Annotated in this window: 19 protein-coding genes; 10 read left to right on the plus strand and 9 right to left on the minus strand. The window is 73.7% G+C overall.

What is annotated here, in order from left to right; translation table 11 throughout:
* Window positions 1–2,189 (minus strand): tetratricopeptide repeat protein (locus ACZ7DL_RS26340; RefSeq protein ID WP_470777626.1); only part of this gene is annotated, 2,189 nt, incomplete at its 3' end.
* A 51-nt stretch (window positions 2,190–2,240) separates the two neighbouring features.
* On the opposite strand from ACZ7DL_RS26340, the gene ACZ7DL_RS26345 reads away from it, so the two are divergent.
* Entirely contained in the window at window positions 2,241–2,519 is a 279-nt protein-coding gene (locus ACZ7DL_RS26345) for a hypothetical protein (protein WP_470777628.1), read from the plus strand.
* Window positions 2,520–2,624: 105 nt separating this feature from the next.
* Here ACZ7DL_RS26345 and ACZ7DL_RS26350 read toward each other — a convergent pair whose 3' ends face one another.
* The 5 genes from ACZ7DL_RS26350 to ACZ7DL_RS26370 all read right to left on the minus strand — a co-directional run bounded on the left by ACZ7DL_RS26350 (window position 2,625) and on the right by ACZ7DL_RS26370 (window position 10,705).
* A complete protein-coding gene (locus tag ACZ7DL_RS26350) occupies window positions 2,625–4,991 on the minus strand; it encodes a glycoside hydrolase family 65 protein (protein WP_470777630.1) in 2,367 nt (788 codons plus the stop codon).
* A gap of 2 nt (window positions 4,992–4,993) precedes the next feature.
* The gene (locus tag ACZ7DL_RS26355; RefSeq protein ID WP_470777632.1) at window positions 4,994–7,066 is read right to left on the minus strand and encodes a xanthine dehydrogenase family protein molybdopterin-binding subunit; all 2,073 of its coding nucleotides are present in this window, start codon (window positions 7,064–7,066) and stop codon (window positions 4,994–4,996) included.
* 18 nt (window positions 7,067–7,084) lie between these two features.
* Complete coding sequence (locus ACZ7DL_RS26360; protein WP_470777634.1) at window positions 7,085–8,080, minus strand: FAD binding domain-containing protein; 996 nt, start codon at window positions 8,078–8,080, stop codon at window positions 7,085–7,087.
* On the minus strand, window positions 8,077–8,616 hold the full coding sequence (locus ACZ7DL_RS26365; protein ID WP_470777636.1) for a 2Fe-2S iron-sulfur cluster-binding protein: 540 nt from the start codon (window positions 8,614–8,616) through the stop codon (window positions 8,077–8,079). The genes ACZ7DL_RS26360 and ACZ7DL_RS26365 overlap by 4 nt, the downstream gene beginning before the upstream one ends.
* A 181-nt stretch (window positions 8,617–8,797) precedes the next feature.
* On the minus strand, window positions 8,798–10,705 hold the full coding sequence (locus ACZ7DL_RS26370; protein ID WP_470777637.1) for an ABC transporter ATP-binding protein: 1,908 nt from the start codon (window positions 10,703–10,705) through the stop codon (window positions 8,798–8,800).
* A gap of 162 nt (window positions 10,706–10,867) precedes the next feature.
* Between ACZ7DL_RS26370 and ACZ7DL_RS26375 the strand changes: the two genes are divergently transcribed.
* Window positions 10,868–11,863 (plus strand): lysylphosphatidylglycerol synthase transmembrane domain-containing protein, encoded by a 996-nt coding sequence (locus ACZ7DL_RS26375; RefSeq protein ID WP_470777639.1) that lies wholly within the window; start codon window positions 10,868–10,870, stop codon window positions 11,861–11,863.
* Window positions 11,864–11,909: 46 nt separating this feature from the next.
* Window positions 11,910–12,674: a crotonase/enoyl-CoA hydratase family protein gene (locus ACZ7DL_RS26380; protein ID WP_470777641.1), complete on the plus strand. Its 765-nt coding sequence runs from the start codon at window positions 11,910–11,912 to the stop codon at window positions 12,672–12,674.
* A 28-nt stretch (window positions 12,675–12,702) separates the two neighbouring features.
* Here ACZ7DL_RS26380 and ACZ7DL_RS26385 read toward each other — a convergent pair whose 3' ends face one another.
* From ACZ7DL_RS26385 to ACZ7DL_RS26395, 3 genes are read right to left on the minus strand one after another with little or no spacing between them, the layout of a single operon-like run.
* On the minus strand, window positions 12,703–13,935 hold the full coding sequence (locus ACZ7DL_RS26385; protein ID WP_470777643.1) for an NAD(P)/FAD-dependent oxidoreductase: 1,233 nt from the start codon (window positions 13,933–13,935) through the stop codon (window positions 12,703–12,705).
* Window positions 13,932–15,347, minus strand: a complete 1,416-nt coding sequence (locus ACZ7DL_RS26390) for an FAD-dependent oxidoreductase (protein ID WP_470777645.1) — start codon at window positions 15,345–15,347, stop codon at window positions 13,932–13,934. Before ACZ7DL_RS26390 ends, ACZ7DL_RS26385 begins: the two co-directional genes overlap by 4 nt.
* The gene (locus ACZ7DL_RS26395) at window positions 15,344–16,774 is read right to left on the minus strand and encodes an FGGY family carbohydrate kinase (protein WP_470777647.1); all 1,431 of its coding nucleotides are present in this window, start codon (window positions 16,772–16,774) and stop codon (window positions 15,344–15,346) included. Before ACZ7DL_RS26395 ends, ACZ7DL_RS26390 begins: the two co-directional genes overlap by 4 nt.
* A 253-nt stretch (window positions 16,775–17,027) precedes the next feature.
* Here ACZ7DL_RS26395 and ACZ7DL_RS26400 point away from each other — a divergent pair, with 253 nt between their 5' ends.
* The 7 genes from ACZ7DL_RS26400 (at window position 17,028) to ACZ7DL_RS26430 (ending at window position 25,798) form a co-directional block, all read left to right on the plus strand.
* Window positions 17,028–18,014, plus strand: coding sequence for a hypothetical protein (locus ACZ7DL_RS26400; protein ID WP_470777648.1), 987 nt, complete (start codon window positions 17,028–17,030; stop codon window positions 18,012–18,014).
* A 112-nt stretch (window positions 18,015–18,126) separates the two neighbouring features.
* Window positions 18,127–19,665 carry an amino acid permease gene (locus tag ACZ7DL_RS26405; RefSeq protein ID WP_470777650.1) on the plus strand — a complete coding sequence of 513 codons (1,539 nt, stop codon included), beginning with the start codon at window positions 18,127–18,129 and terminating at the stop codon, window positions 19,663–19,665.
* A 188-nt stretch (window positions 19,666–19,853) separates the two neighbouring features.
* On the plus strand, window positions 19,854–20,945 hold the full coding sequence (locus tag ACZ7DL_RS26410) for a mechanosensitive ion channel family protein (RefSeq protein ID WP_470777652.1): 1,092 nt from the start codon (window positions 19,854–19,856) through the stop codon (window positions 20,943–20,945).
* A gap of 269 nt (window positions 20,946–21,214) precedes the next feature.
* Complete coding sequence (locus ACZ7DL_RS26415) at window positions 21,215–22,036, plus strand: restriction endonuclease (RefSeq protein WP_470777653.1); 822 nt, start codon at window positions 21,215–21,217, stop codon at window positions 22,034–22,036.
* Between the two features lie 116 nt (window positions 22,037–22,152).
* Window positions 22,153–22,641: a DUF4186 domain-containing protein gene (locus ACZ7DL_RS26420; RefSeq protein ID WP_470777654.1), complete on the plus strand. Its 489-nt coding sequence runs from the start codon at window positions 22,153–22,155 to the stop codon at window positions 22,639–22,641.
* Between the two features lie 37 nt (window positions 22,642–22,678).
* A complete protein-coding gene (locus ACZ7DL_RS26425) occupies window positions 22,679–24,898 on the plus strand; it encodes an NADP-dependent isocitrate dehydrogenase (protein WP_470777656.1) in 2,220 nt (739 codons plus the stop codon).
* A gap of 78 nt (window positions 24,899–24,976) precedes the next feature.
* Window positions 24,977–25,798 (plus strand): N-formylglutamate amidohydrolase, encoded by an 822-nt coding sequence (locus ACZ7DL_RS26430; RefSeq protein ID WP_470777657.1) that lies wholly within the window; start codon window positions 24,977–24,979, stop codon window positions 25,796–25,798.
* Window positions 25,799–25,834: the final 36 nt, after the last annotated feature.

Here is a 25,834-nt window from a genome sequence, read left to right on the forward strand (position 1 = left end):
GCCCGCTCCTCCAACGGCAACGCCTCCGCATGACGCCCCAGAGCGCTGTACGTGACGGCGAGGTTGCTCAGGCGGATGGCCGTGCTGGGGTGATCGGGACCGAGCGCCGACTCGGTGATCCGCAACGCCCGCTCCTCCAACGGCAACGCCTCCGCATGACGCCCCAGATCGTTGTAGGTGGCGGCGAGGTTGCCCAGACGGACGCCACTGCTGGGATGGTCGGGACCGAGCGCCGACTCGATGATTCGCAACGCCCGCTCCTCCAACGGCAACGCCTCCGCATGACGGCCCAGAGCGCTGTACGTGAGGGCGAGGTTCCCCAAGCGGACGGCGGTGTCCCGGTGGTCAGGGCCGAGCGTTGTCTCGCTGATGCGCAACGCCCGCTCCTTCAGTGGCAGCGCCTCGGCATGACGGCCCAGCGCCTGGTAAGTGGCGGCAAGGTTGCTCAGGCGGATGGCAGTGTCCGGGTCGTCGGTGCCAACTGCCGTCTCGGTGATCCGCAACGCCCGCTCCTCCAGCAGCAACGCCTCGGCATGACGGCCCAGGTCACCGTATGTACTGGCGAGGTTGCCCAGACGGGCGGCAGTGCTGGGATGGTCGGGACCGAGCGCCGACTCGGTGATCCGCAACGCCCGCTCCTCCAACGGCAACGCCTCCGCATGACGCCCCAGAGCGCTGTACGTGATGGCGAGGTTGCCCAGGCGGATGGCCATCATGGGATGGTCGGGACCGGCCCCGGCCTGAGTGATCTGCAAGGTCCGCTCCATCAGTGGCAGGGCTTCGTTCGCCTGCCCCCGGGCCCACAGGTAGTACGCGGCTTGTCCGAGCAAATCAGCCAGGAGCGGCGACGACTCCACACCGTGGCGGCGTGCGCTGACGGATTCGACGTGGGGCCACAGCTCCTGCCACTCCGGCCAGGTCCCCACGTCTTCCGGACTCCCCTGCGGCATCGCCACATGGAGCAGGCCCACCGTGAAGTCGCTCGGATGCGGCGGGCCGACCGGCCGCCGGCGCAGCAGCCGGCGGAGGAGTCCGGGCCGGGCCGGTGCGGCCGGCGCCGGTGTGGCGATGCGTACCACCGTCTGGACGAGCCGGTGGACGGTGACCGTGCTGTCGGTGAGCGTGATCATGCTGTAGGCGGCGAGGACGCCCAGCGCGTGGTCGACGGAGTGAGGCGTCGGCAGGGCGGGGGCCAGGACGCGGCGGGGCAGGGGATCGGGTGCGCAGTACGCCAGGATCCGGAGCAGGTCCACCGCGTGGGGCTCGCCGGCGTTCAGCGTGTTGAGGGTGACACTCCACAGTTGCGCGATCGTACGTTGCTGCGGATCGCCGGGGACAGTGGCCGCCAGCACACCGGCGGGATCGGCACGCAGCTGTGCGAGGTAACTCGCTGCGCTGATGCGGGTCTGGGCCAGATAGGCCCCGGCCTGCTGGAGGGCCAGGGGCAGATGGCCGAGTTCACCGGCCAGTTCGGCGAACCCCGCGGCGTCGTCTTCGGCGTGGCGTCCGGTGATCTCCTGAAGCACCAGCACGGAGACCTCAGGGGTCAGGATGTCCAGGCGCAGGGGGGTGCCGAGGTCGCGCCAGGGGAGGTCGCGGCGGGTGGTGACGAGGGTCTGGCCGGTGGTCAGCCGGCCGAGGTAGGGCTGGAGGTCGGCGGGGTCTTCCGCGTTGTCGAAGACCAGCAGCCATCCGGTGCGGCCCTGGAGCCACGCCACGGCCCAGGCCGCGGCTTCGTCCAGCGGGAGTGCGGCGTGCACCGGGTCGAGGTTCGTGGCCAGCGCGGCCAGCCCGGCCGTGACGGTGGCGGATGTCGCGGCCTCTATCCACCAGACCGGCCCGCACCCGGCCGCCAGTTGCGCGTGCGCGTGGTGCAGCACCAGCGTGCTCTTGCCGACTCCGCCCATGCCGCGCACGGTCTGCGTGACGATGCCCGTGCCGGTCGTCGGAAGGTTCCGCAGGCTGGCGAGTGCGCTGTCCCGGCCTTCGAAGACGCGGCTGTCCGGCGCCGGCAGATTGTTCAGCTTGGCTATCGCCTCGTCCGGAACCGCGGCGGCCAGGGCGCCGGGAGGAAGGACGAGGTTGCGCTGTTCGATCCGTGCCTGGTCTCCGGTGGAGATCACCCCGGAGCTGTGGCCCGCCGCGGCGGAGCGACCGCCCGAGGCGTGTGGTGTGGGTGACTCGGTCATCGCTGGACGTTGCCGTTGTCCCCCGTGATGATGATCCCGGAATTGTCCTGGGTGGCCACTGCCCGGTCACCCGAAGCCGTCGGCCCGCCCGCGGGCGGCGTGGGCGAGGGCGGTGTGGGCGAGGGCGGTGTGGGCGGGGCCGAGGAGCCCACGGCCGACGATGCCCAGGCAGCCAGCACACCCGCGATCACCGCGCCGGCGCCCGCGCCCGTCCCGATCCTCGTCGCCTGGTCCCACGGCAACAGCAGATCACCCAGCAGCACACACAGCCCGAACACGGCCGCACACCCGGCGATGACGAGCAACCAACGTGTCGTCCGGCTCACCTGACGCCCCCTCATGCTGAACGAGACCACCATCTTGCCACCAGGCGACGCCGGGCGCCCTCCGTCGTGACGGACGCGGGCCGGCCGAGGGGCTCATCGGGCGAGGACCTCAGTCCGGCAGCACCAGCCGGGCCTCCTCCCCCGGCCCCACCGGGACCACGCGGCCCCCCAGGCGGATGTCGATGGGCGAGCCGTGGGAGGCCGGTACGGCGATCTCCAGCAGTCCGCTGCGCAGGCGCAGCCGGACGCCCCAGTGGCCGCGGTAGCGCAGGGTGAAGCCGTAGGAGGACAGTTCGGGCAGCGGGACCGGGTCCAGGCACAGGCCGCCGCCGCGGGTCTCCAGGCCGGTCAGTCCGCGCTGGACGAGGTCGAGTGTGCCGGCCATGGCGCCGAGGTGGACGCCCTCGCCGGTGGTGCCGCCCTGGAGGTCGGCGATGTCGCCGCGCAGCGCCTCCTGGACGAAGCTCCAGGCGTCGGCCCGGCGGGCGCGCGCCAGTATCCAGCCGTGGACCAGGCCGCTGAGGGTGGAGCCGTGACTCGTGCGGTGCAGATAGTGGTCCACGGTCGCGGCCCAGGTGTGCTCGTCCAGCGGGTGCCCCAATTGCTGGAACAGCGAGCGGAGTTCGGCCGGCGAGAAGAGGTAGCCGAGCATCAGCACGTCGGCCTGCTTGGACGCCTTGTAGCGGTTGACGGTGTCGCCCTCCGCCTCCAGGATCCGGTCCAGGCGGCGGATGTCGTCGTACCGCTTGCGGTAGCCGGCCCAGTCCAGCTCGGCGAGGTCTCCATAGCCGTCGAACTGGCTGATCACCCCGTCGTGGCAGGGGATGTGCAGCCCGCGGGAGACCTCCTCCCAGCGGGCGGGCTCGTCCTCGGTCAGGCCGATGTGCTCGGCGAGTTCGCGGCGGCGCGGCTCGGGCAGGCCGTTCAGCAGTTCCCGGGCGCGGGTGAGCACCCAGGCGGCGGTGACGTTGGTGTACGCGTTGTCGTCCAGGCCCGGCAGGACCGCGCCGGGGTAGGCGTCGTGGTACTCGTCGGGGCCGACCACGCCCCGGATCCGGTACCGGCCGAGGTGGTCGTCCCAACTCGCCGAATCCGCCCAGAAGCGGGCGACCTGGAGCAGCATCTCGGCGCCCTCGCCGTCCCGGAAGTCGGTGTCGCCGGTGGCCTCGCAGTACTGCCAGACGTTGTAGGCGACGGCCGAGCCGACGTGGTGCTGGAGCCGGGAGTGGTCCGGCAGCCAGCGGCCCGACCGCGGGTTGAGGTGCAGTTGCTGGGTCTCCTCGCGGCCGTCACTGCCGCTCTGCCACGGGTAGAGCGCGCCGCGCCGGCCGAGTTCCCCGGCCGCGCGGCAGGCGGCGTCGATCCGGCGGTGGCGGTAGCGCAGGAGGGCGCGGGAGACCTCGGGGAGGTGGAGATTGAGGTAGGGCAGGACGAAGAGCTCGTCCCAGAAGACATGGCCCCGGTACGACTCTCCGTGCAGCCCGCGCGCGGGCACGCCGACGTCCAGGTCGGCGGTGTGCGGCGAGAGGGTCTGGAGGACGTGGAAGAGGTGCAGGCGCAGGATGCTGCCGGCCTCGCCGGGCACGTCGAGCGCGGTGCGCCGCCACAGCTGGTCCCAGGCCGCGCTGTGGGTCTCCCGCAGCGCGTCGAAGCCGGGCGCGGCGGCGACCCTGTCGATGGCGGCGCGCAGCGGGTCGCTGATGGCCGGGTCGCGGGAGGTGTGCAGGGCGACGGTCTTGTCGACGGTGACGGTGCGGCCGGGCGGCAGCCGCAGGTGCAGCCGTTGAACGGCGCGGTGGGTCTCGTTCGCGTGCGTGATCTGCGCCTCGGCGGTCAGCCGGCCGGCCAGCCCGAAGCTGATGTCGGAGGTGCGGGTACGGCAGCGCAGCCAGACCGTGCCGGGGGCGGAGGTGCCGACGCTGACGTGGGTGAGGTGCCGGCTGTCCAGGTCCCGGTAGCGGGTGACGCCGGCGTTGGTGACGCTTCCGTCGAGCGCGGCCTCGATCTCCAGGTCGAGGGTGGGTCCGTCGGCGGTGAACTCGGTGCGCAGCGCGGCGAGATGGGGGTCGTCCAGGTGGACCAGGCGGAGCTGCCGGACGAGCAGCGTGCCGGCGCCGAGCCGGTAGCGGGTGCGGCGCTCCAGCAGGCCGGGGTCGAGGTGCACGATCTGGTGGTGCTCGGTGAGGGACGCGGTGTCCGGGGCGAGCCACTTGCCGCCCGCGGGCCTGAAGCGCAGCGGCAGCCAGTTGGGCAGGTTGACCATGTCCTCGTTCTCGACCCGGCGCCCGGCGATCTCGGAGGTGAGCCGGTTGTAGCAGCCGGCCGCGTAGGTGCCGGGGTAGTGGACGTCGTCCGCGGTGCACTCGGGCAGTGCCCCGCGAGTGGCGAAGTAGCCGTTGCCGAGGGTGCACAGGGACTCCCGCAGGCGTTCCTCCGCGGGCCGGTAGCCCTCGTACTCCCAGGTGGGCCCGTCCACCGTCAGCCTTCGGACAACAGGCGGGTGAGGATCCGGTCGGGGGTGAGGGGGAGTGCGCGGAAGCGGATGCCGGTGGCGTGGTGGACGGCGTTGCCGAGGGCGGCGGCGGTGCCGACGATGCCGATCTCGCCGATGCCCTTGCTGCCCATGGGGTTGAGGTGCGGGTCGTGCTCGTCGATCCAGTCGGCCTCGATGTCCGGGATGTCGGCGTGGACGGGCACGTGGTAGGAGGCGAGGTCGGTCTCGGTGAAGTCGCCGAACGCCGGGTCCAGGGTGCTGTGCTCGGTGAGGGCCATGCCGAGGCCCATGACCATGGCGCCGGTGAACTGGGAGCGTGCGGTACGGGCGTTGAGGATGCGGCCGGCGGCGAAGATCCCGAGCAGTCGGCGGACCCGGATCTCGCCGGTGACGGTGTCGACGGCGACCTCGGCGAAGTGGGCGCCGAACGCGTGCCGTGCGTAGGGGCTGTCCGCGTCGGCCTTCCCTGTGGTGTCGGCGCGGACCGTCGGGCCCTGGTCGGGGTGGGCGGCGAGCCGGGTGCACGCCTCGTGCACGGCCCATCCCCAGGAGGCGGTGCCGGAGGAGCCGCCGGCCAGCGGGGCCGGCGGCAGATCGCTGTGGCCGACCTCGACGCGCACCCGCTCCAGGGGGACGCCGAGGGCGTCGGCGGCGATCTGGGCGAGGACGGTACGGGCCCCGGTGCCGATGTCGGCCGCGTTGACCCGGACGACGAAGGTGCCGTCGGGCCGGGCCTCGGCGGTGGCGGTGGACGGGGCGGTCTGCACGGGGTAGGTGGCGGCGGCCACGCCGGTACCGATGAGCAGCGGGCCCTCGCGGCGGGTGCCGGGGCGCGGGTCGCGCTCCGCCCAGCCGAAGCGGCGGGCGCCCTCGCGCAGGCACTGGACCACGTTCCGGCTGCTGAACGGCTTGCCGCCGGCAGGCTCCCGCTCCGGTTCGTTGCGGACGCGCAGTTCCACGGGGTCCATGCCGAGGGCGTCGGCGAGTTCGTCCACGGCGGATTCCAGGGCGTACATGCCGGGTGCCTCGCCGGGGGCCCGCATCCAGGACGGGCTGGGCACGTCCAGCGGCACCACGTGGTGGGAGCTGCGCAGGCTGGGGGTGGCGTACATGACGCGGGAGACCAGGGCGGCCTGTTCCACGAACTCCCGCACGTGGGACGTGTACGTGGTCGCCTCGTGCAGCAGGGCGGTGAGGCGGCCGTCCGGGTGTGCGCCGAGCCGCAGCCGCTGCATGGTGGGGGCGCGGTGGCCGACCACGGTGGGCAGCTGGCGGCGGGGGTAGGCGAGGGTGACGGGCCGGCCGGTGTGCCGGGCGGCCAGCGCGGCGAGGATCACGTCGGGGCGCGGGGTGCCCTTCGAGCCGAAGCCGCCGCCGACGTGTTCGGCGACGACGGTGATCCGGTCCTCGGGCATCGCGAACACCTGGGCGAGCACGGACCGTACGGTCGTACCGCCCTGGGTCGAGGTGTACACCGTGAGCCGTCCCCCGTCCCAGTGGGCCGTGCTCGTGTGCGGCTCCATGGGGTGGTTGTGCAGCGGCGGCACCCGGTACGTGACGTCGACGCGGACGTCGGCGGCGGCGAAGGCGGCTTCCGGGTCGCCGTACTCGACCCGGCCGGGCTGCCCGGTGACCTCCGCCGGCTCGTAGGCGTCCGGCCGGCCCTCGGTGAGGCCGACGTCGTGGGGTGCGGTGGCGTATGTGATCCGGACGGCCCGGGCGGCGGCGCGGGCGGTCTCCGGGGTCTCGGCGACGGCGAGCGCGACGCACCAGCCCCGGTGCGGCACCTCAGAGCCCTGGAGGACGGCGAGCGTGCCGTCCTCGGGCTCGGCCGGCAGGGGTGCGTCGCCGGGGGTGAGCACGGCGAGGACGCCGGGCAGGGCGAGGGCGGCCGAGGTGTCGACGGCGGTGACCCGGCCGCGGGCGACCGCGGCGGGCACGGGCCAGGCGTGGGCGCGGCCGGGCAGGGCGTACTCGGCGGCGTACCGGGCGGCGCCGGTGACCTTCTGGCGCCCTTCCCGGCGTTCGGCGGGGGCTCCCAGAGCAGTGCCGGTCATGGGTCCTCCTGTGGCGGCTCAGGCCGGTGCGGGTGCCGGGGCGAGACGGTGCAGGACATCGAGGGCGAGGTTGCGGGCGAGGGGCACCTTGTAGGCGTTGTCCCGCAGTGGCTCGGCGTGGGCGAGTTCGAGCGCCACGGCCCCTTCGAAGGCGGCCGGGGTGGCGGGGGCGCCCAGCAGGGCCAGCTCGGTGTGCCGGGCCCGCCAGGGGCGGTGGGCGAGCCCGCCGAAGGCGACGCCCACCTGGTCGACGATCCCGTCCGTGACCCGCAGGACGACGGCCACGGAGGCGAGGGCGAAGGCGTACGACGCCCGGTCGCGGGCCTTGCGGTAGGCGGACGGCACGCCGGCCGTGGTGGGCGGGAGCAGCACGCCGGTGATCAGTTCGCCGGGGCGGATCCAGGTGTCCCACTCGGGGTGCTCGCCGGGCAGCCGGTGGAAGTCGGCCACCGGCAGGCGCCGGCTGCCGTCGGTGCCGTACAGCTCCACCTGGGCGTCCAGGGCGGCCAGGGCCACGGCCATGTCGGACGGGTGGGTGGCGATGCAGTGCGGGGAGTGGCCGAGGACGGCGTGGTCGCGGTGGACGCCGTGCAGGGCGCCGCAGCCGCTGCCCGGCTCTCGTTTGTTGCAGGGTTTGTCCAGGTCCTGGAAGTAGGGGCAGCGGGTGCGCTGGAGCAGGTTGCCGCCGGTGGTGGCGGCGTTGCGCAGCTGTGCGGAGGCGCCCGCGAGGAGGGCCTGGGACAGGGCCGGGTAGCGGTCCCGGACGCGCGGGTCGGCGGCCAGGTCGCTGTTGCGCACCGTGGCGCCGACCCGCAGGAAGCCGTCGGGCAGCTCCTCGATGGTGTCCAGCGGCAGCCGGCCGACGTCGATGAGGACGGTGGGCCGCTCCACGCCGAGCTTCAGCAGGTCGACCAGGTTGGTGCCGCCGGCGAGGTAGCGGGCGCCGGGGTGGGCGGCGTACGCCTCGACGGCCTCCTGGACGCTGCCGGGCCTGAGGTATCCGAATCCGTTCACGGGAGCACGTCCTCCACCGCCTCGACGATGCGCGGATAGGCGCCGCAGCGGCACAGGTTGCCGCTCATGCGCTCGCGGATCTCGGACCGGTCCAGCGGTACCGGCCGGTCGGAGGGGGTCGCCGGGTCGGTGACGTGGGAGGGGTGGCCGGCGGCGGCCTCGGCGAGCATGCCCACGGCGGAGCAGAGCTGGCCGGGGGTGCAGTAGCCGCACTGGAAGGCGTCGCGGTCGAGGAAGGCCCGCTGGAGCGGGTGCGGCTCCTCGCCGTCGCCGCCCAGGCCCTCGACGGTGGTGACCTCGCTGCCGTCGAGGGTCACGGCGAGCAGCAGGCAGCTGTTCTGGCGGCGCCCGTCGACCAGCACGGTGCAGGCACCGCACTGGCCGTGGTCGCAGCCCTTCTTGGATCCGGTGAGATCCAGGTCCTCACGGAGCAGGTCCAGCAGGACGCGCCGGTGGTCGACGCGCAGGGTGTGGGGTTTTCCGTTGACCCGGAGGGTGACCTCGGAGTGGTGGCCGGGCGGGGATGCGCTGGTCATGGCGGATATGACCTTCCGGACGGTCGGTGCTGCCGTGCAGACCGCGTATCCAGCTCGCGCCGGGCTCACACGTCCGGAAGGTCATCCCTCGCGAGATCCACACGAACGCCCCCCTGACCGCTTGGGCGCCCGTCCACCGCACCCGGCGTCGACTTTTCGCCCGGGCCCCGCCACGGCGGGTTCACGCCCGGGCCTCCCCCACCGCGAGGACGTCCGTCGCCTCGCCGTTCCGCTCGGCGAACCGGGTGCGGTGCAGCTCCGCGTACCGGCCGCCGGCGGCGAGGAGTTGCTCGTGCCTGCCCCGCTCCACGATCCGGCCGGCCTCGACCACCAGGATCTGGTCGGCGGCCCGGACCGTGGACAGGCGGTGGGCGATGACCAGGGCGGTGCGACCCGCCAGCGCCTCGGTGAGCGCCTCCTGGACGGCCGCCTCGGAGGTGTTGTCCAGGTGCGCGGTGGCCTCGTCGAGGATGACCACACGCTGGCGGGCCAGCAGCAGCCGGGCGATGGTCATGCGCTGGCGCTCGCCGCCGGAGAGCCGGTAGCCGCGCTCGCCCACGACCGTGTCCAGGCCGTCGGGCAGGGACCGTACGACCTCGGCGAGGCGGGCCCGGCCGAGGACGTCCCACAGCTCGTCGTCGGTGGCGTCGGGCCGGGCCAGCAGCAGGTTGGCGCGGACGGTGTCGTGGAAGAGGTGACCGTCCTGGGTGACCATGCCGAGGGTGGCGCGCAGTGACCCGGCGGTCAGGTCCCGGACGTCGACCCCGCCGATACGGACCGCGCCCGCGTCGACGTCGTACAGGCGCGGCAGCAGCTGCGCGATGGTCGACTTGCCGGCGCCGGAGGAGCCGACGAGGGCGATGGTCTGGCCGGGTTCGGCGCGGAAGGAGATGCCGTGCAGGACCTCTGAGCCGCCCCGGGTGTCGAGCGCGGCGACCTCCTCCAGGGAGGCGAGGGAGACCTGGTCGGCGGACGGATAGGCGAAGCGGACGTCCTCGAATTCCACGGCCAGCGGGCCCACGGGGGCCTCGCGGGCGTCCGGGCTCTCGGCGATGAGCGGCTTGAGGTCGAGCACCTCGAAGACCCGCTCGAAGCTGACGATCGCGCTCATCACCTCGACCCGGGCCCCGGCCAGCGCGGTCAGCGGGGCGTACAGGCGGGTGAGCAGCAGGGCGAGGGAGACCACCGCGCCGGGCTCCAGGGTGCCGCGCAGCGCGAACCAGCCGCCCAGGCCGTAGACGAGGGCCAGGGCGAGGGCGGAGACCAGGGTGAGGGAGGTGATGAAGACGGACTGGGCGGTGGCCGTGCGCACCCCGATGTCCCGGACCCGGCGGGCCCGGGCCCCGAACTCCGCCGATTCCTCCTCCGGGCGCCCGAACAGCTTGACCAGGGTGGCGCCGGGGGCGGAGAACCGCTCGGTCATCCGGGTGCCCATTTCCGCGTTCAGCGCCGCCGCCTCCCGCTGCATGCGGGCCATCCGGCTGCCCATGCGGCGGGCGGGCAGCACGAACACCGGCAGCAGCACCAGCGCGAGCAGGGTGATCTGCCAGGACAGGGTCAGCATCACCGCGAGGGTGAGCAGCAGGGTGACCAGGTTGCTGACGACACCGGAGAGGGTGTTGGCGAACGCCCGCTGGGCGCCGATCACGTCGTTGTTGAGACGGCTGACGAGCGCGCCCGTACGCGTACGTGTGAAGAACGCGACAGGCATGCGCTGCACATGATCGAACACAGCCGTTCTGAGGTCGAGGATGAGTCCCTCCCCGAGCGTCGCCGACAGGCGCCGGCCGAGGATGCCGAGCCCCGCCTCCGCGAGCGCGACGAGCGCGATCAGCAAGGAGAGCCGGACCACCGTGCCGGAGTCGTGCCCCGCCACGATCGCGTCGACGACGCGGCCGGCGAGTACGGGGGTCGCGACCGCGAGCAGTGCGGTCACCACCCCCAGCAGCACGTAGCGGACGATGCCGGCCCGGTGCGGGCGGGCGAAGGCGGCGATGCGGCGCAGGGCGGCGCGGGCGAAGGGGCGACGCTCGGACTGCGCGTTCATCACGCTGTGCAGCTGCGTCCAGGCGGTGGTCTCCATGCTCATACACCAGAACGTAGAACCTCAAGCTTCGTTGAGGTCAATGTCCGCGTGTTTTCACCCGCACCGGCGTCCCGCCGCCCGAAGGTCCCGAGGACCCCGCCCGGTGAGCCGCCGACCTCGATTCCGCCACCCGCCGTTGCCGCGGTACGGAAAACCTGTGCGGATGTGACTGCCGTCCCGCTCTCCCCGCTCTCCCCGCTCTCCCGGGGACGAATCCCCCGACGCTCCCTCCGTCGCGGCCCCGTCCGCCAGGTGCTGTGCCTGCTGCCGCTCGTCCTCGTCACCGTGGTCGCCGTACGGCACCGCTCGGTGCTCGCCGAAGGCTTCGGCCAGCTGCGCACCGCCTCCTGGCCGTGGCTGCTCACGGCGGCCGCGGCCACCTGCCTGACCTGGGTGGCCGCCGCGTTCACCCGGCAGGGCGCGGTGGTGCAGCCGCTGCCCAAGGGGCGGCTGCTGGCCACCCAGTTCGCGGCCGCCGCGGCCAACCATCTGCTGCCGTCCGGGCTCGGCGCGGGCGCCGTGAACCTGCGCTTCATGACCGTGTGCGGGGTGCCGCTCGCCCGCTCCTCGGCGGCGCTGGCCCTGTATCTGCTGGCCGAGAGCGTGGGCCGGGTCGGCCTGCTGGCCGCGCTGCTGATCGCCTTCCCGGACGCGCTGCGGCTCGGCCCTCTGCTGCCGGACGGCTCGGCGCTCCCGCTGCTGCTGGGCGCGGCCGCCCTGCTGGTCGTCGCGGGGACCGTGCTGGCGCTCGTACGACGGCTGCGCACGCGCGTGCTCGCGTTCGTGCGGGACGCCGTGGGCGAGGCGCGGTCCGTGCACTCCCGGCCGGCCCGCGCGCTGGCGCTGTGGGGCGGCTCGCTGGCCTTCCCGGCGCTCCAGGCGGCCGGTCTCGCGGCGGTCGGGCAGGCGCTGCGGCTGCCGGTGCCGCTCGCGCACATGGTGCTCGCCTACCTGGCCGCGACGGTCGCGGTGGCCCTGGTGCCCACGCCCGGCGGGCTGGGTTCCGTGGAGGCTGCGCTGATCGTGGCGCTGGTCTCGGTGGGCGGCCCGGCCGCGGTGGCCACGGCGGTGGTGCTGGCCTACCGGATCATCACCGTGTGGCTGCCGCTGGTGCCGGGGGCGCTGACGCTCGGGGCGCTGGTGCGGCTGAAGGTCATCTGAGGCACAGTGGGCCCTTCGAGCCGCACCCCGACAAGGAGCACCCATCGTGCCGGTCCGCGTGGAACGCAAGGAGTACGTCACCACGGTCGTCCTGTCCCGGCCGGAGGCCCGCAACGCGGTGGACGGTCCGACGGCCGCCGGACTGGCGGAGGCGTTCCGGGCGTTCGAGGCGGACGACACCGCCCGCGTGGCGGTGCTGTGGGGTGAGGGCGGCACGTTCTGCGCCGGCGCGGACCTGAAGGCGATCGGCACCGGACGCGGCAACCGGGTGGCGGAGGACGGGGACGGGCCGATGGGGCCGACCCGGATGCGGCTGTCCAAGCCGGTGATCGCTGCGGTGGCCGGGCACGCGGTCGCCGGCGGCCTGGAGCTGGCCCTGTGGTGCGATCTGCGGGTGGCCGAGGAGGACGCCGTGTTCGGGGTGTTCTGCCGCCGCTGGGGGGTGCCGCTGATCGACGGCGGCACGGTACGGCTGCCCCGGCTGATCGGCACCGGCCGGGCGCTGGACCTGATCCTGACCGGCCGCCCGGTCCCGGCCCCCGAGGCGTACGCGATGGGGCTGGCGAACCGGCTGGTCCCGACCGGGAGGGCGCGCGCCGAGGCGGAGGCGCTGGCGGCGGAGATCGCCCGCTTCCCGCAGTCCTGCCTGCGCAGTGACCGGGCCTCGGCCTTGGACCAGGAGGGGCAGGACGAGGAGACGGCCCTGCGCGGCGAACTCCGGTACGGCCTGGGAGTGCTGGCCGAGAGCGCCGAGGGTGCCGCCCGGTTCGCGTCCGGGGCCGGACGGCACGGGTCGTTCGCGGACTCGTGAACCGCTCCTCGTCGCCAGGCCGGATCGCTCAGCCGGTGTCCACCCGGATTTCCCCGCCCTCGGGGTCGACGCGGTCGTACCAGCGGGCGGAGAGGGTCAGGGTGCGGCAGGGAAGGACGGTTCCGGGGCCGAGCCGTTCGCGGTGCAGCAGGCGGCCGTCCTGGCGGACGTGCAGGACCGGGCGGGTCAGCGGGGTGCCGGTGCGCAGGACGTGGTGGGCGGGCGCGGCGGCCGGGGTGACACGGTTGGGGGCGATCCAGCGCAGCGGCGCCTCCACGACCAGCGGAACACCGGGGTCCGGCCAGGGGGCGCCCGCCAGATGGTCCAGCACGGCACGGGCGGCACGGGCGCCCTCGCGGGCCGCGGTACCGGCGGGCTCCACGGCGTGCAGGACGTTGCCGGCGGCGAGGACGCCGGGGCGCGAGGTGTGCAGGGAGCCGTCGACGGCGGGGCCACGGGTGCCGGGGTCCAGGGTGAGGGCGCCCCGCCGGGCGAGTTCCTGGTCGGGGACGAAATCCCCGGTGAACACGACGGTGTCGCAGGGCAGGACGGCCGTACGGCCGTCCCGGTGGCGGACGCGGACGCCGGACAGCCGCCCGTGGCCGAGCAGTTCGGTGACCGTGGTGCCGGTCAGCAGCGCGATGCCGTGGCACAGCCGGGCCGCCTGGGCGCGGGCACGGTGCGTCTGGGCCCGCGGGTGCTCCGTGACCAGGGCGACGACCTCGGCGCCGGCCGCGCGGACGGTGCCGGCCGCCGCGTACGAGACGTCCTCGGCGCCGACCACGACGGCGCGGGTGCCGATCCGCTGCCCGAACAGGTGGACGGCCTGCTGGAGTTCGCCGGTGGTGTAGACGCCGGCGGGGCGGCTGCCGGGGACCAGCCGGGCGCTGCGCGGGCGCTCGCGGGCGCCGGTGGCGAGGACGACCGCCCGTGCCTCGATGGTCTCCGGCCCGCCGGGGCCGACGGCGCTGAGCACCGGCCCGGCCGCCGCCCAGTCCAGCGCAGTCACTCCGGTCCGGACCGTGGCGCCCGCCCGCTCGGCGGCCTCCGTGAGCAGGCGGGCGTGGCGCGGGCCGGTCAGCGGGTGCGGCCAGGTGCCGAAACCGCCGTGTGCGCAGTACCGGGGCACTCCGCCGGGCTGGGCCTCGCGCTCCAGCACCTCCACGCGCCCGGCACCTGCGGCGGCCAGCCGCGCGGCGGCGGCGAGCCCGGCGGGGCCGGCACCGACGACGAGCACGTCGACATGGCGCGCGCCGGTCATACCGGGCCCCCCGCGGACTGCTCGCGCTCGAACAACTCCCGTACCGCTGCACCGCAGTAGAACCCCTGGCAGCGGCCCGCCCGGGCGCGGGTGCGGCGGCGCAGGCCCTCCAGGGTGCGGGGCGGGACGGTGCTCGCGAGGGCGTCGCGGATCTCGCCGCGGGAGACCCGCTCGCAGTGGCAGACGAGGGTGCCGTACGCAGGGTCGGCGGCGATGAGGCCGGGCCGCTGGTAGGGGCGCGGGAACGCCTCGCCGAGGTTCGGCATGGTCACCGGCTCCGGTTCCCGCACCGGGCCGAGGTCGAGTCCGGTGCCGGCCAGCAGTCCGGCGACGTGGGCGGCGATGGCCAGGGACGCGGTGAGGCCGGTGGAGCGGATGCCGCCGACGGTGACGTACGCCTGCTCGGGGTGCGCGGTGATGCGGTAGTCCTCGTGCTCGGTGGCCGCGCGCAGCCCGGCGTAGACGGCGGTGACCTCCTCGTCGAGGAGGGCGGGCAGGATGCGCCGGCCCTTGTCGCGCAGCGCGGCCAGTCCGTCGGCGGTGGATCCGGTGGCCCGTTTGTCGGGCAGGTCCTCGGCGGTGGGGCCGAGCAGGACGTTGCCGTAGACGGTGGGCGCGACCAGGACGCCCTTGCCGAGGGCGGTGGGTACCGGCAGCAGGATGTGCCGCACGAGGGGGCGGGCGAGCTTGTCGTAGACCAGGAGCTGGCCGCGGCGCGGGGTGACGGTGAAGTCCCGGTGGCCGAGGCCGCGGTCGAGGGTGTCGGCGTGCAGTCCGGCCGCGTTGACCAGGTGGCGGGCGCGCAGGACGCCCCGGGTGGTGCTCAGCCGGTGTCCGTCCGCCCACGACAGCTCGCGCACCGCGGTGTTCAGGTGCAGGTCGGCTCCGGCACGGACCGCCTGGGTGGCGTAGGCCAGGGTCGTCGTCCAGGGGCAGATGATGCTCTCGCCGGGGACGTGCAGGGCGCCGAGCGCGCCGGGGCCGAGGTGGGGTTCGCGGGCGTACAGCTCGTCCGGGCCGAGGAGCCGGCTGTCGTGGCAGCCGTTGCGGCCGGCCTTCTCGGCGAGCCGGGGCAGCGCGGCGCGCTGCTCCTCGTCCCAGGCGACCAGCAGGGCGCCGACGCGTTCGACGGGGATGCCGGTCTCGGTGGCGTAGGCGCCGAGCCGCTCGTATCCCTCGCGGACCAGCCGGGCCTCCAGGGTGCCGGGGGTCGCGTCGAAACCGGTGTGCAGGATCGCGGTGTTGGCCTTGGAGGTGCCCTGGCCGACGTCGTCCTGGGCCTCGACCAGGGCGATGTCGAGCCGCGGGTGGCGGGCGAGTTCGCGGGCGATGGCGCAGCCGACCACGCCGGCGCCGACGACGGCCACGTCGTACGTCCGCGTCGGCAGCGGGCCGTTCGCGGTGACCGTCACGAGCGGAGGAGGTCCGCGACGGCGGCACGGAAGCCGGCGCGGCGTTCGGCGGCCTGGCCGGCCGGGATGCGGGGCTCGTACACGGCGGCCGGTTTCCAGTCGGGCAGGGCGTCCTCGACGCTCAGCCCGGGGTGCGCGCCGAGGCGGGCGAGGGTGGCGGCGCCGAGCGCGGTGGCGTCGGGCAGCGCCGACACCTCGACGGGGCGCTGGAGCAGGTCGGCCTGGGTCTGCATGAGGAGCGCGGAGCGGGTGAGGCCGCCGTCGACGCGGAGCGTGCCCAGGGGTGTGCCCAGGTCGCCGGCGGCGGCCTCGGCGAGTTCGGCGACCTGGGCGGCGATGCCCTCGCACAGGGCGCGCACCAGGTGTCCGGTGGTGGTGTCGAGGCCGAGTCCGGTGAGGGAGCCGCGCAGGTCGCCGCGCCACCAGGGGGCGGCGAGTCCGGCGAGGGCCGGGACGAAGGTGACCCCGCCGCTGTCGGGGACGCTGCCGCCGACCGGATCGAGGTCGGCGGCGGAGGAGATGACGCCGAGGTCGGTGAGCCAGCGGACGGCGGAGGCGGCCGTGTAGACCTGGCCGTCCAGGCAGTAGGCGGTCTCTCCGGCGAGCCGCCAGGCCACGCAGCTGACCAGGCCGGAGCCACCGCGCCGGGGGCGGTCGCCGGTGTGCGCGAGCAGGAACGCGCCGGTGCCGTAAGTGCACTTGGCGGTGCCGGGCCCGGTGACGCGCTGGGCGAGGAGGGCGGCCTGCTGGTCGACGATCAGTCCGGTGAGCGGGATCTCGGGGCCGAACGCCGTGGTCGTCCCCACCGGTCGGGCCGCGTCGGTGACCTCGGGCAGGCGTTCACCGGCCAGGCCGTAGAGGTCGAGGGCGCGCGCGGACCATGCGACGCGGTCCAGGTCCAGCAGCTGGGTGCGGCCGGCGGTGGCCGCGTCGGTGACGTAGGCGCCGGTGAGGCGGTGGACCAGCCACGCGTCGGAGGTGGTGACGACGCCTTCGCGGGTGAGGTGGCGGCGGATCCAGGCCATTTTCGGCGCGGCGAAGTACGGATCGAGGGGAAGACCGGTCAGCTGCCGCAACTCCTCGCCGTGTTCGGCGAGTTCGGTGCAGACGGTCTCCGCGCGGCGGTCCTGCCACACCAGGGCGTCGGTCAGCGGGCGGCCGGTGGCCGGGTCCCAGGCGAGGACGGTCTCGCCCTGGTTGGCGAGGCCGAGCGCCACGACGTCCTCACCGGCCTCGGCGAGCGCGCGCCGGCCGGCGTCGACCACCGAGTCGTACAGCTCCGCCGGGTCCACCTCGACCAGGCCGCCGGGCAGGTACCGCGGCCGGACCTCGGCGAACCCGGAGCCGAGGACGCCGCGTTCCGGACAGACCACGAGGGCCTTGGTGCCGGACGTGCCCTGGTCGACGGCGAGCACCGGCCCCGTCATCACGCGTCCTCCGCTGCGGCCGTGAAGATCACCGCGCCAGCCTGCCGCCGTACCGGCCCGCAGTCAAGCTCTTCCGGTCCGTGGTCAACTGCGCTTGCCCACTGGTTGACTTGGCAACAATGGTAAGGCAGAACCTCCCCCTCTATAGTGACCGCCGACCACCCGAGACATCCCCGTCACCGCCCAGGGGAGGGCTGTTGCAACGTCACCCCGCCACCTCGCCCGTGCGCCAGTGGACCGGGGCCGGCGGCTGATGGTCAGAGACGGAGCCCGACCCTTCTACGACCCCGCCGGCCCCGACCACGCGCTGCGCACCGCGCTCCAGGACCTGCGCACCGGCCGCTGGATGGCCATGCGCGCCCTGCTCGCGGAGACCACGCAGTGGTGGCAGTGGACCCAGCGCACCCAGGTCCTGGCGGCGGCCGCGGCCGGCACCGACGTGGTGCGGGCCTGGCTCACCGAGGAGCCGGGCAGCGTCCACGCGGCGGTGATGCACGCCCGGGTCGGCGTGGAGCGCGCGCTGCGGGCCCGGCGCGAACGGCACCGCCGTACCCATGAGTTGTGGATCGAGGCGTGGGACGCCGCCCAGTCCGCCACCGCGGCCGCCCCGCAGGACCCCGTGCCCTGGGTGTGTCTGCTGGCGCTGGCCCAGCTCGATCCGGAACAGCGCTGGGAGGAGCACCGGGCCCGCCCGCCGGAGCCGATGCTGCCGCCCGGCCCCTGGGGGCTGCTGGCCGAGGCCGGCAAGCGCGACCCGTTCAACCGCGAGGCGCACCACCGGATGCTTCAGTTCCTGTACGCGCGCGGCGGTTCGGGCCGGCTCGCGGAGGCCGCCGGGTACGCGCAGTGGGCCGCCGGCCAGGCGCCGCCCGGTTCGGCGCTGCACCTGCTGCCGCTGTACGTCCGGGTGGAGCGCTACCGCCGGGAGAGTGGCCACGACGCGGCCCTGGACCTGCACTGGGTGGTGGAGGAGGCGGCCCGCGAGGCGCGGCGCGCCCTGCACTCCTGGTTCGAGCACACCCGGCCGGGCGAGCGCTCGCTGATCGACCTCAACCACCTGGCCCACGCGTTGTGGGGCTCGCTCCAGTTCCCGGACGCGGCCCGGGTGTTCGAGGCGATCGGCCCCTACTTCACGCCTCCTCCGTGGATGTACCGCACCCCGGACCGGGACCGTGCCGTGGAGGTCTTCGTCCAGGCCCGGGACCGCTGCCGGGCCGCGGCGGACGGCTCCCGCCCCTGACCGACCCCCACACCGGCCGCCCAGCGCTCCTCCGCACCACCCGGAACACTCCTCGGCTCCACCCCGAACGTCCCCGTTCGACCAACCCGTCGATTCCTCCGGAGGTCCCCGCGTGTCCCCCACCCCCGACCCCTCGCCCACCCGCTCCGCCGGCCTGCCGCAGCAGGACGAGGAGCAGCGCCTGCGCGAACTCGGCTACCGGCCGGTGCTGGCCCGCCGCATGGGCGGGTTCGGCAATTTCGCCATCAGCTTCTCGGTGATCTCGATCCTGTCCGGCTGCATGACCCTGTACGGCTTCGGCCTGAACACCGGGGGGCCCGCCGTGATGCTGTGGGGCTGGGCCGGCGTCGGCCTGTTCGTGCTGTGCGTCGGGCTCGCGCTCGCTGAGGTCACCAGCGCCTACCCGACCTCCGGCGCCCTGTACTACATGGCCGACCGGCTCGGCGGTCGGCGCTGGGGCTGGTACACCGGCTGGCTGAATCTGCTCGGGCTGCTCGGCGCGATCGCCGGCATCGACTACGGCGCCGCCCTGTTCACCGGCGCGTTCGCCAATCTCCAGTGGGGCTTCGAGCCGACACCGGGCAAGACGATGCTCATCTTCTGCGCCATCCTGCTGCTGCACGCGGTGCTGAACCTGTTCGGCGTCCGCCTGGTCAGCCTGCTCAACTCGATCAGCGTGTGGTGGCACCTGGCGGGCGTCGCCCTGATCGTCGGCGCGCTGGCGATCGTCCCGGACCATCACCGGTCGCCGTCCTTCGTGTTCACGAAGTTCGTCAACGAGACCGGCTGGGACAACCCGCTGTACGTCGCCGCGATCGGTCTGCTGCTCGCGCAGTACACCTTCTCCGGCTACGACGCCTCCGCCCACCTGTCCGAGGAGACCTCGCACGCCTCGGTGGCCGCGTCCCGCGGCATCGTCCGTGCCATCTGGGTGTCCTGGCTCGCGGGCTTCGCGCTGCTGGCCGGACTCACCTTCGCCATCCAGGACTACGACGCCACGCGCACCACCGACACCGGTGTGCCGCCCGCCCAGATCCTGCTCGACGGCCTCGGCACCGACGGCGCCGGCGCGCTGCTGCTCGTCGTCATCATCGCCCAGCTGTTCTGCGGGAACGCCGAGGTCGCCGCGGCCAGCAGGATGGTGTTCGCGTTCAGCCGGGACGGGGCGCTGCCCGGCTCGCACCTGTGGCGCAAGGTGAGCAGCCACACCCAGACGCCGGTCGCCGCCGTCTGGCTGTCCGTCGTCGTGGCCGGCGTGCTCGCCCTGCCGTCGCTGTACTCGGCGACGGCGTACAACGCGGTGACCGCCATCAACGTCATCGGCATCACCCCGGCCTACGCCATCCCGGTGTTCCTGCGGCTGCGCGCGGGGGACCGCTTCCAGCCGGGGCCGTGGCAGCTGGGCCGCTGGAGCAAGCCGATCGGCTGGATCGCGGTCGTGTGGGTGGCGTGCGTGACCGTCCTGTTCTGCCTGCCGCAGGCATCGCCGGTCACGGTCGACACGATGAACTACGCCTCCGTCGCCCTCGCCGTGGTCCTGATCCTCGCCAGCGTCTGGTGGTACGTCGCCCGCCGGTCGTACGGCACCCCCACCACCGCCGCGTACGGCAGCGACCGTGACCAGGCGGAACTCGCGGAGGGCATCGTCTGAGCCGGCTGCCCGAAGAGCGCCGGTCCGGTACGAACCGGAGTGCCGGATACGGCAGGATGAACGAGCGCGCCGGTCACCGGAGTTCTTTCGGCCGGCGCGGTCGCACATCCCGGACATCGAGCAGGTGACAACGTGACGAGACTTCACAACTGCCTCCCCGCAGCGGCTCAGCGCCCCGGAGGTGACCGGTGAACCGCGCGCTGACCCTGGACGACCTCGTCCTCGCCGGCATCGCCCTGGCGGCGGGCCTGGTGCTCGCCTTCATGTCGCGCACGCTGCTGCGCTGGCTCGCCAAGCACGCCAAGCGGACCCGCTGGAGCGGTGACGACGTCATCGTGGACGCGCTGCGCTCGGTCGTCCCCTGGGCGGCGATCGCGGGCGGCGCGGCGGCGGCAGCGGCCGTGCTGCCGCTCACCCGGTCCGTCCAGGACCACGTCAACCAGGTGCTCCAGGTCTGGCTGATCGTCGTGGTGACCTTCTCCGCGGCCCGCGTGATCGCCGGTCTGGTCCGTTCGGTCACGCAGTCCCGCTCCGGGGTGGCGGGCTCGGCGACCATCTTCGTCAACATCACCCGCGTCCTGGTCCTGGCGATCGGCTTCCTGGTCGTCCTCCAGACCCTCGGCATCTCCATAGCGCCCCTGCTCACCGCCCTGGGCGTGGGCGGTCTGGCGGTCGCCCTGGCCCTCCAGGACACGCTGGCCAACCTCTTCGCGGGCGTCCACATCCTCGCCTCCAAGACCGTCCAGCCGGGTGACTACATCCGGCTGAGCAGCGGCGAGGAGGGCTACGTCGTGGACATCAACTGGCGCCAGACGACGGTCCGCCAGCTGTCCAACAACCTGGTGGTCATCCCCAACGGCCAGCTCGCCAAGGCCAACATGACCAACTACACCCGCCCCGAGCAGGAGCTGACCGTGCTGGTGCAGGTCGGCGTGGGCTACGACTCCGACCTGGAGCACGTCGAGCGGGTGACCGCGGAGGTGGTCACGGAGGTCATGACGGACGTCACGGGCGCCGTACCCGACCACGAGCCGGCCATCCGCTTCCACACCTTCGGCGACTCCCGGATCGGCTTCACGGTGATCCTCGGCGTGGGCGAGTTCAGCGACCAGTACCGGATCAAGCACGAGTTCATCAAGCGCCTGCACCGCCGCTACCGGGAGGAGGGCATCCGCATCCCTGCCCCCACGCGCACGGTGTCCCTCCAGCCGGGCTCGGCGATGATCCCGCAGCAGCGGAGTGGGGAGGACGTCGTCGGCGGGGCGGCCGTCGCCGACTAGGCCACGGCCGGGCGGCGAACGCCACGACCGCGGTCACCCGCACGCGCCCCTCGGCGGCGAACGCCACGACCGCGGGTCACCGGCGCGTGCCCCTCGTCCGCGAGGGGCGCCGCTTTTTCCGCCGCTCTTCCCGCAGCAGCTTTGCCCGGCGCCGCGGTTCGCCGCACCGCGGCGCGGCGGCACCCGGCTGAAAGCCACCCGTGGGAGCGGTCGGGGATCTTGGGCATGCGTAGCCAGGAGATCTTCGTCGCTGTCAGGAGGTAGCCGGCATGACCATACCCGTGCGCCAGGTTCGACGGGCCGAGCGCCGGCGGCGCTTCGATCTGCGCAGCACCGCGATGTTCTTCCTCCTGCTCGCGATCATCCTGTGCGTTCTCGCGTTCCTGGCGCGTACGGCTGCCGGCATGGTCGAACGCCGCCCGCTGTGGGCCGCTGTACTGGCGGTGCTCGGCCTGGCCGCCGCACTGAGGTTCCGTTCCGCGCGGCGCCGCTTCTCCGCCGGGAGGTACGCGCGCCGGGCCGCCCGGGCCCTGGAGGAAGCCGCCGACAGCGCTTCCGCCAGTCTCCGTGCCACGGCGCCGGACGAAGCGGCTGCCGGCCCGGCGGGGATCGGCACGGCGGGGATCGACGCAGCGATCGAGCCGTCCGCAAGCGCCGTACCGGCGGACGAGCCCGCCTCCTTCCTCGTCACGGCCGACTACGCCGAGCTGGACCCCGACGCCTTCGAGCAGGCCGTAGCGGAGCTGTGTGTCCACGGCGACTGCCGCGACGTGGAGGTGGTGGGGGGCGCCGGCGACCTCGGGGCGGACGTCATCGCGATCACCCCGGACGGGCGGCGCCTGGTCATCCAGTGCAAGCAGTACGGTGACGACAACAAGGTCGGCTCACAGGACATGCAGCGCTTCGGTGGAACCTGCTTCACCATCCACGAGGCGGATGTCGCCGCGGTGGTCACCACGAGCGACTTCACGACACCCGCTCTCGAGTACGCGCTGCAGTGCGGGATCGTCTGCGTGAACGGCGACGATCTGGATGCCTGGCGCCGGGGCACGGGCCCCAGCCCCTGGCAGCGAGCGGACGTCGAGCCCTGACCGGCGACGGCCCCGCGCCGCCCGGCGCGGTGGCGGACTCCGCCGCGTCCCCGCTCCCCCCGCGCCCGCGCACCCCGTCGGCGAACCGCTCGCTCACGGACTACGCTCGAAGCAGCATGACCTCCTCCCCGACCCCCGGCTCGCCGGGGCAGCCGTCCGCCGGCCCCCGGCCCGCCGGCCGGGGTCCCGTCGGCCCCCGCGCGCTCGACCAGCGGCTGGACGCCCTGGCCCGCCAGCCGTTCCGGGCGAAGTTCCACCTGCGCGGGCGGGACCGGGCGACCGCCGAGCTGAAGGGGCCGGCGACCCTCCGGTGGCACGCCTACGACCTGATCGCCAAGCGGCTGGCGCCTGCCGAGCCGTACAAGGACGGCAAGCAGACGCCGTACCGCGGTCACCCGGTGTTCGTGGCCCAGCACGCGACCGCCACCTGCTGCCGGAGCTGTCTGGAGCGCTGGCACGGCATCCCCAAGGGGCGGGAGCTGACCCGCGCCGAACACGTGTACGTGGTGGACGTGATCTGCCGCTGGATCGGGCGCGAGATGGGGGACGGCACGTTTTCCGGTCAGGACCCCTGTCGAGCCGACCCCGATCACGAGATATCTTGATGTCGAGCAATGTTGCAGACGTGGAGCGGAGCACCCGGTGACTGACTCGACCATCATCTACACCTACACAGACGAGGCCCCGGCCCTGGCGACGCATTCGTTCCTGCCGGTGATCCAGGCGTACGCCTCGCAGGCCGGTGTGTCCGTGGCGACCCGCGACATCTCGCTGGCCGGGCGCATCATCGCCGTCTTCCCGGAGTACCTGAACGAGGACCAGCGCATCCCCGACGCGCTGACCGAGCTGGGCGAGCTGGCCAAGACCCCCGCGGCCAACATCATCAAGCTGCCGAACATCTCGGCGTCCATCCCGCAGCTGAAGGCCGCCGTCGCCGAGCTCCAGGGCAAGGGCTACGCGCTGCCGGACTACCCGGACGACCCGAAGACCGACGAGGAGCGCGAGATCCGCGCCCGCTACGACAAGATCAAGGGCTCCGCCGTGAACCCGGTCCTGCGCGAGGGCAACTCCGACCGCCGCGCCCCGGCCTCGGTGAAGAACTACGCCAAGACCCACCCGCACCGCATGGGCGCCTGGACCTCCGAGTCCAAGACGAACGTGGCGACCATGGGCGAGAACGACTTCCGCTCCACCGAGAAGTCCGTGGTGATCGCCGAGGACGGCGCCCTGAAGATCGAGCTGGTCGGCGAGGACGGCACCACCACCGTCCTGAAGGAGTCCGTGCCGGTCCTGAAGGACGAGGTCGTCGACGCGTCCGTCCTGCGCGTCGCCGAGCTGAACCAGTTCCTCGCCGCGCAGGTCGCCCGTGCCAAGGAGGAGGGCGTCCTCTTCTCCGTGCACCTGAAGGCCACGATGATGAAGGTCTCCGACCCGATCATCTTCGGTCACGTGGTGCGCGCCTTCTTCCCGAAGACGTTCGCGAAGTACGGCGAGACCCTCAAGGCGGCCGGCCTCACCCCGAACGACGGCCTCGGCGGCATCCTCAAGGGCCTGGAGAACCTGCCCGAGGGCGCCGAGATCAAGGCCTCCTTCGACGCCGAGATCTCCGAGGGCCCGGCCCTCGCCATGGTCGACTCCGACAAGGGCATCACCAACCTGCACGTGCCGTCGGACGTCATCATCGACGCCTCCATGCCGGCGATGATCCGCACCTCCGGCCACATGTGGGGCGCGGACGGCCAGGAGCACGACGCCCTCGCCGTCATCCCGGACTCCTCCTACGCCGGTGTCTACCAGGCCGTCATCGAGGACTGCCGGGCCAACGGCGCCTACGACCCGTCGACCATGGGCTCGGTCCCGAACGTCGGCCTGATGGCGCAGAAGGCCGAGGAGTACGGCTCCCACGACAAGACCTTCGAGATCCCGGCCGCGGGCACCGTCCGCCTGGTCGACCAGGCCGGCAACGTCCTGATCGAGCAGCCGGTCGCGCAGGGCGACATCTTCCGCGCCTGCCAGACCAAGGACGCCCCGATCCGCGACTGGGTCAAGCTGGCCGTCACCCGCGCCCGGGCCACCGGCGACCCGGCCGTGTTCTGGCTGGACGAGGGCCGCGCCCACGACGCCAACCTGATCGCCAAGGTCAAGCAGTACCTGCCGGAGCACGACACCGAGGGCCTGGACATCCGGATCCTGTCCCCGGTCGAGGCCACCAAGCTGTCGGTGGAGCGCATCCGCCGCGGCGAGAACACCATCTCGGTGACCGGCAACGTGCTGCGTGACTACCTGACCGACCTCTTCCCGATCCTGGAGCTGGGCACCAGCGCCAAGATGCTGTCGGTCGTCCCGCTGATGGCGGGCGGCGGCCTGTTCGAGACGGGCGCCGGCGGCTCCGCGCCGAAGCACGTCCAGCAGCTGGTCAAGGAGGACTACCTGCGCTGGGACTCCCTCGGTGAGTTCTTCGCCCTGGTACCGTCCTTCGAGCAGTACGCGGCGACCACCGGCAACACCCGCGCCAAGGTGCTCGCCGACACCCTGGACCGCGCCACGGCGACCTTCCTCAACGAGGACAAGTCCCCGACCCGGCGCGTCGGCGGCATCGACAACCGTGGCAGCCACTTCTACCTGTCCCTGTACTGGGCTCAGGAGCTGGCCAAGCAGACCGACGACGCCGACCTGGCGAAGGCGTTCGCCCCGCTCGCCGAGACGCTCGCCGCGAACGAGCAGAAGATCGTGGACGAGCTGATCGCCGTCCAGGGCAAGCCGGCCGACATCGGCGGCTACTACCAGGTCGACAAGGCCAAGGCGGACGCGGTCATGCGCCCGTCGGCCACCTGGAACGAGGTGCTGGCGTCCGTGAGCTGACGCCCGCGGCCCGAGGGTCCCTGAAGTCTCCGCCCCGGTCGGCACTGCCCGGCCGGGGCGGAGCCGTACCCGTGCACCATGCCACCGACCACGCCCCTGGAGCAGCCCGTGACCCGGATAGACCCCTCGTTCGACCTCCTGCCCGGCGCCGCCGACTCGCCCGTGCTGCTGCATGTGCCGCACTCCGCGCGGGCCGTCCCGCGAGACGTGCGCGACGGCATCGTGCTGGACGACACGCAGCTGGAGCGGGAGCTGGACCACATCACGGACGCGCACACCGCCGAGCTCGCCGAGCGGGCCGCCGCGCTGGCCGGGGTCACGCCCTGGCGGTTCGTGAACCGGCTGTCCCGGCTCGTCGTGGATCCGGAGCGGTTCCCGGACGAGCGGGAGGAGATGCTGGCCGTGGGCATGGGCGCCGTCTACACGCGGACCACCCACCGGGGCGAGCTGCGGCCCGCGGACACCGACCCGGAGCCGCTGCTCGCCCGCTACTTCCGGCCGTACGCCGAGGCCGTGACGGAGGCGGTGGCCGGACGGCTGGCCGCGACCGGGCGGGCCGTCGTCATCGACGTGCACTCGTACCCGACCCGGCCGCTCCCGTACGAGCTGCACGGGAGCGGGCCACGCCCGCCGGTGTGCCTGGGCACGGACGCCTTCCACACCCCGCCTGAGCTGATCGAGGCGGCCCGCACGGCGTTCGCCGGCTGCGGGGAGACCGGGCTGGACAGCCCGTTCGCCGGGACGTACGTGCCGCTGCGGTTCTACAGCAGGGACGCCCGGGTCGGCGCGCTGATGGTGGAGATCCGGCGGGACACCTACATGGCCGAGCCGGGCGGACCCGCCGGGCCGGGCCTCGACCGGCTCGCCACCGCCCTGGCCACTCTGGTCGACGCCCTCTAACTAGCCGTCGGGCGGGAGCGTCCGTGCAGTAGGCGG

The organism is Streptomyces sp. NPDC036984 (genome assembly GCF_055607665.1).

What these genes read in the sequence shown, in the direction of transcription:
- ACZ7DL_RS26355 (WP_470777632.1), bottom strand. Translation starts at nt 7,066, where the DNA reads ATGACCGGCACTGCTCTGGGAGCCCCCGCCGAACGCCGGGAAGGGCGC.
- ACZ7DL_RS26365 (WP_470777636.1), bottom strand. Translation starts at nt 8,616, where the DNA reads ATGACCAGCGCATCCCCGCCCGGCCACCACTCCGAGGTCACCCTCCGG.
- ACZ7DL_RS26370 (WP_470777637.1), bottom strand. Translation starts at nt 10,705, where the DNA reads ATGAGCATGGAGACCACCGCCTGGACGCAGCTGCACAGCGTGATGAAC.
- ACZ7DL_RS26385 (WP_470777643.1), bottom strand. Translation starts at nt 13,935, where the DNA reads ATGACCGGCGCGCGCCATGTCGACGTGCTCGTCGTCGGTGCCGGCCCC.
- ACZ7DL_RS26395 (WP_470777647.1), bottom strand. Translation starts at nt 16,774, where the DNA reads ATGACGGGGCCGGTGCTCGCCGTCGACCAGGGCACGTCCGGCACCAAG.
- ACZ7DL_RS26400 (WP_470777648.1), top strand. Translation starts at nt 17,028, where the DNA reads ATGGTCAGAGACGGAGCCCGACCCTTCTACGACCCCGCCGGCCCCGAC.
- ACZ7DL_RS26415 (WP_470777653.1), top strand. Translation starts at nt 21,215, where the DNA reads ATGACCATACCCGTGCGCCAGGTTCGACGGGCCGAGCGCCGGCGGCGC.
- ACZ7DL_RS26420 (WP_470777654.1), top strand. Translation starts at nt 22,153, where the DNA reads ATGACCTCCTCCCCGACCCCCGGCTCGCCGGGGCAGCCGTCCGCCGGC.
- ACZ7DL_RS26430 (WP_470777657.1), top strand. Translation starts at nt 24,977, where the DNA reads ATGCCACCGACCACGCCCCTGGAGCAGCCCGTGACCCGGATAGACCCC.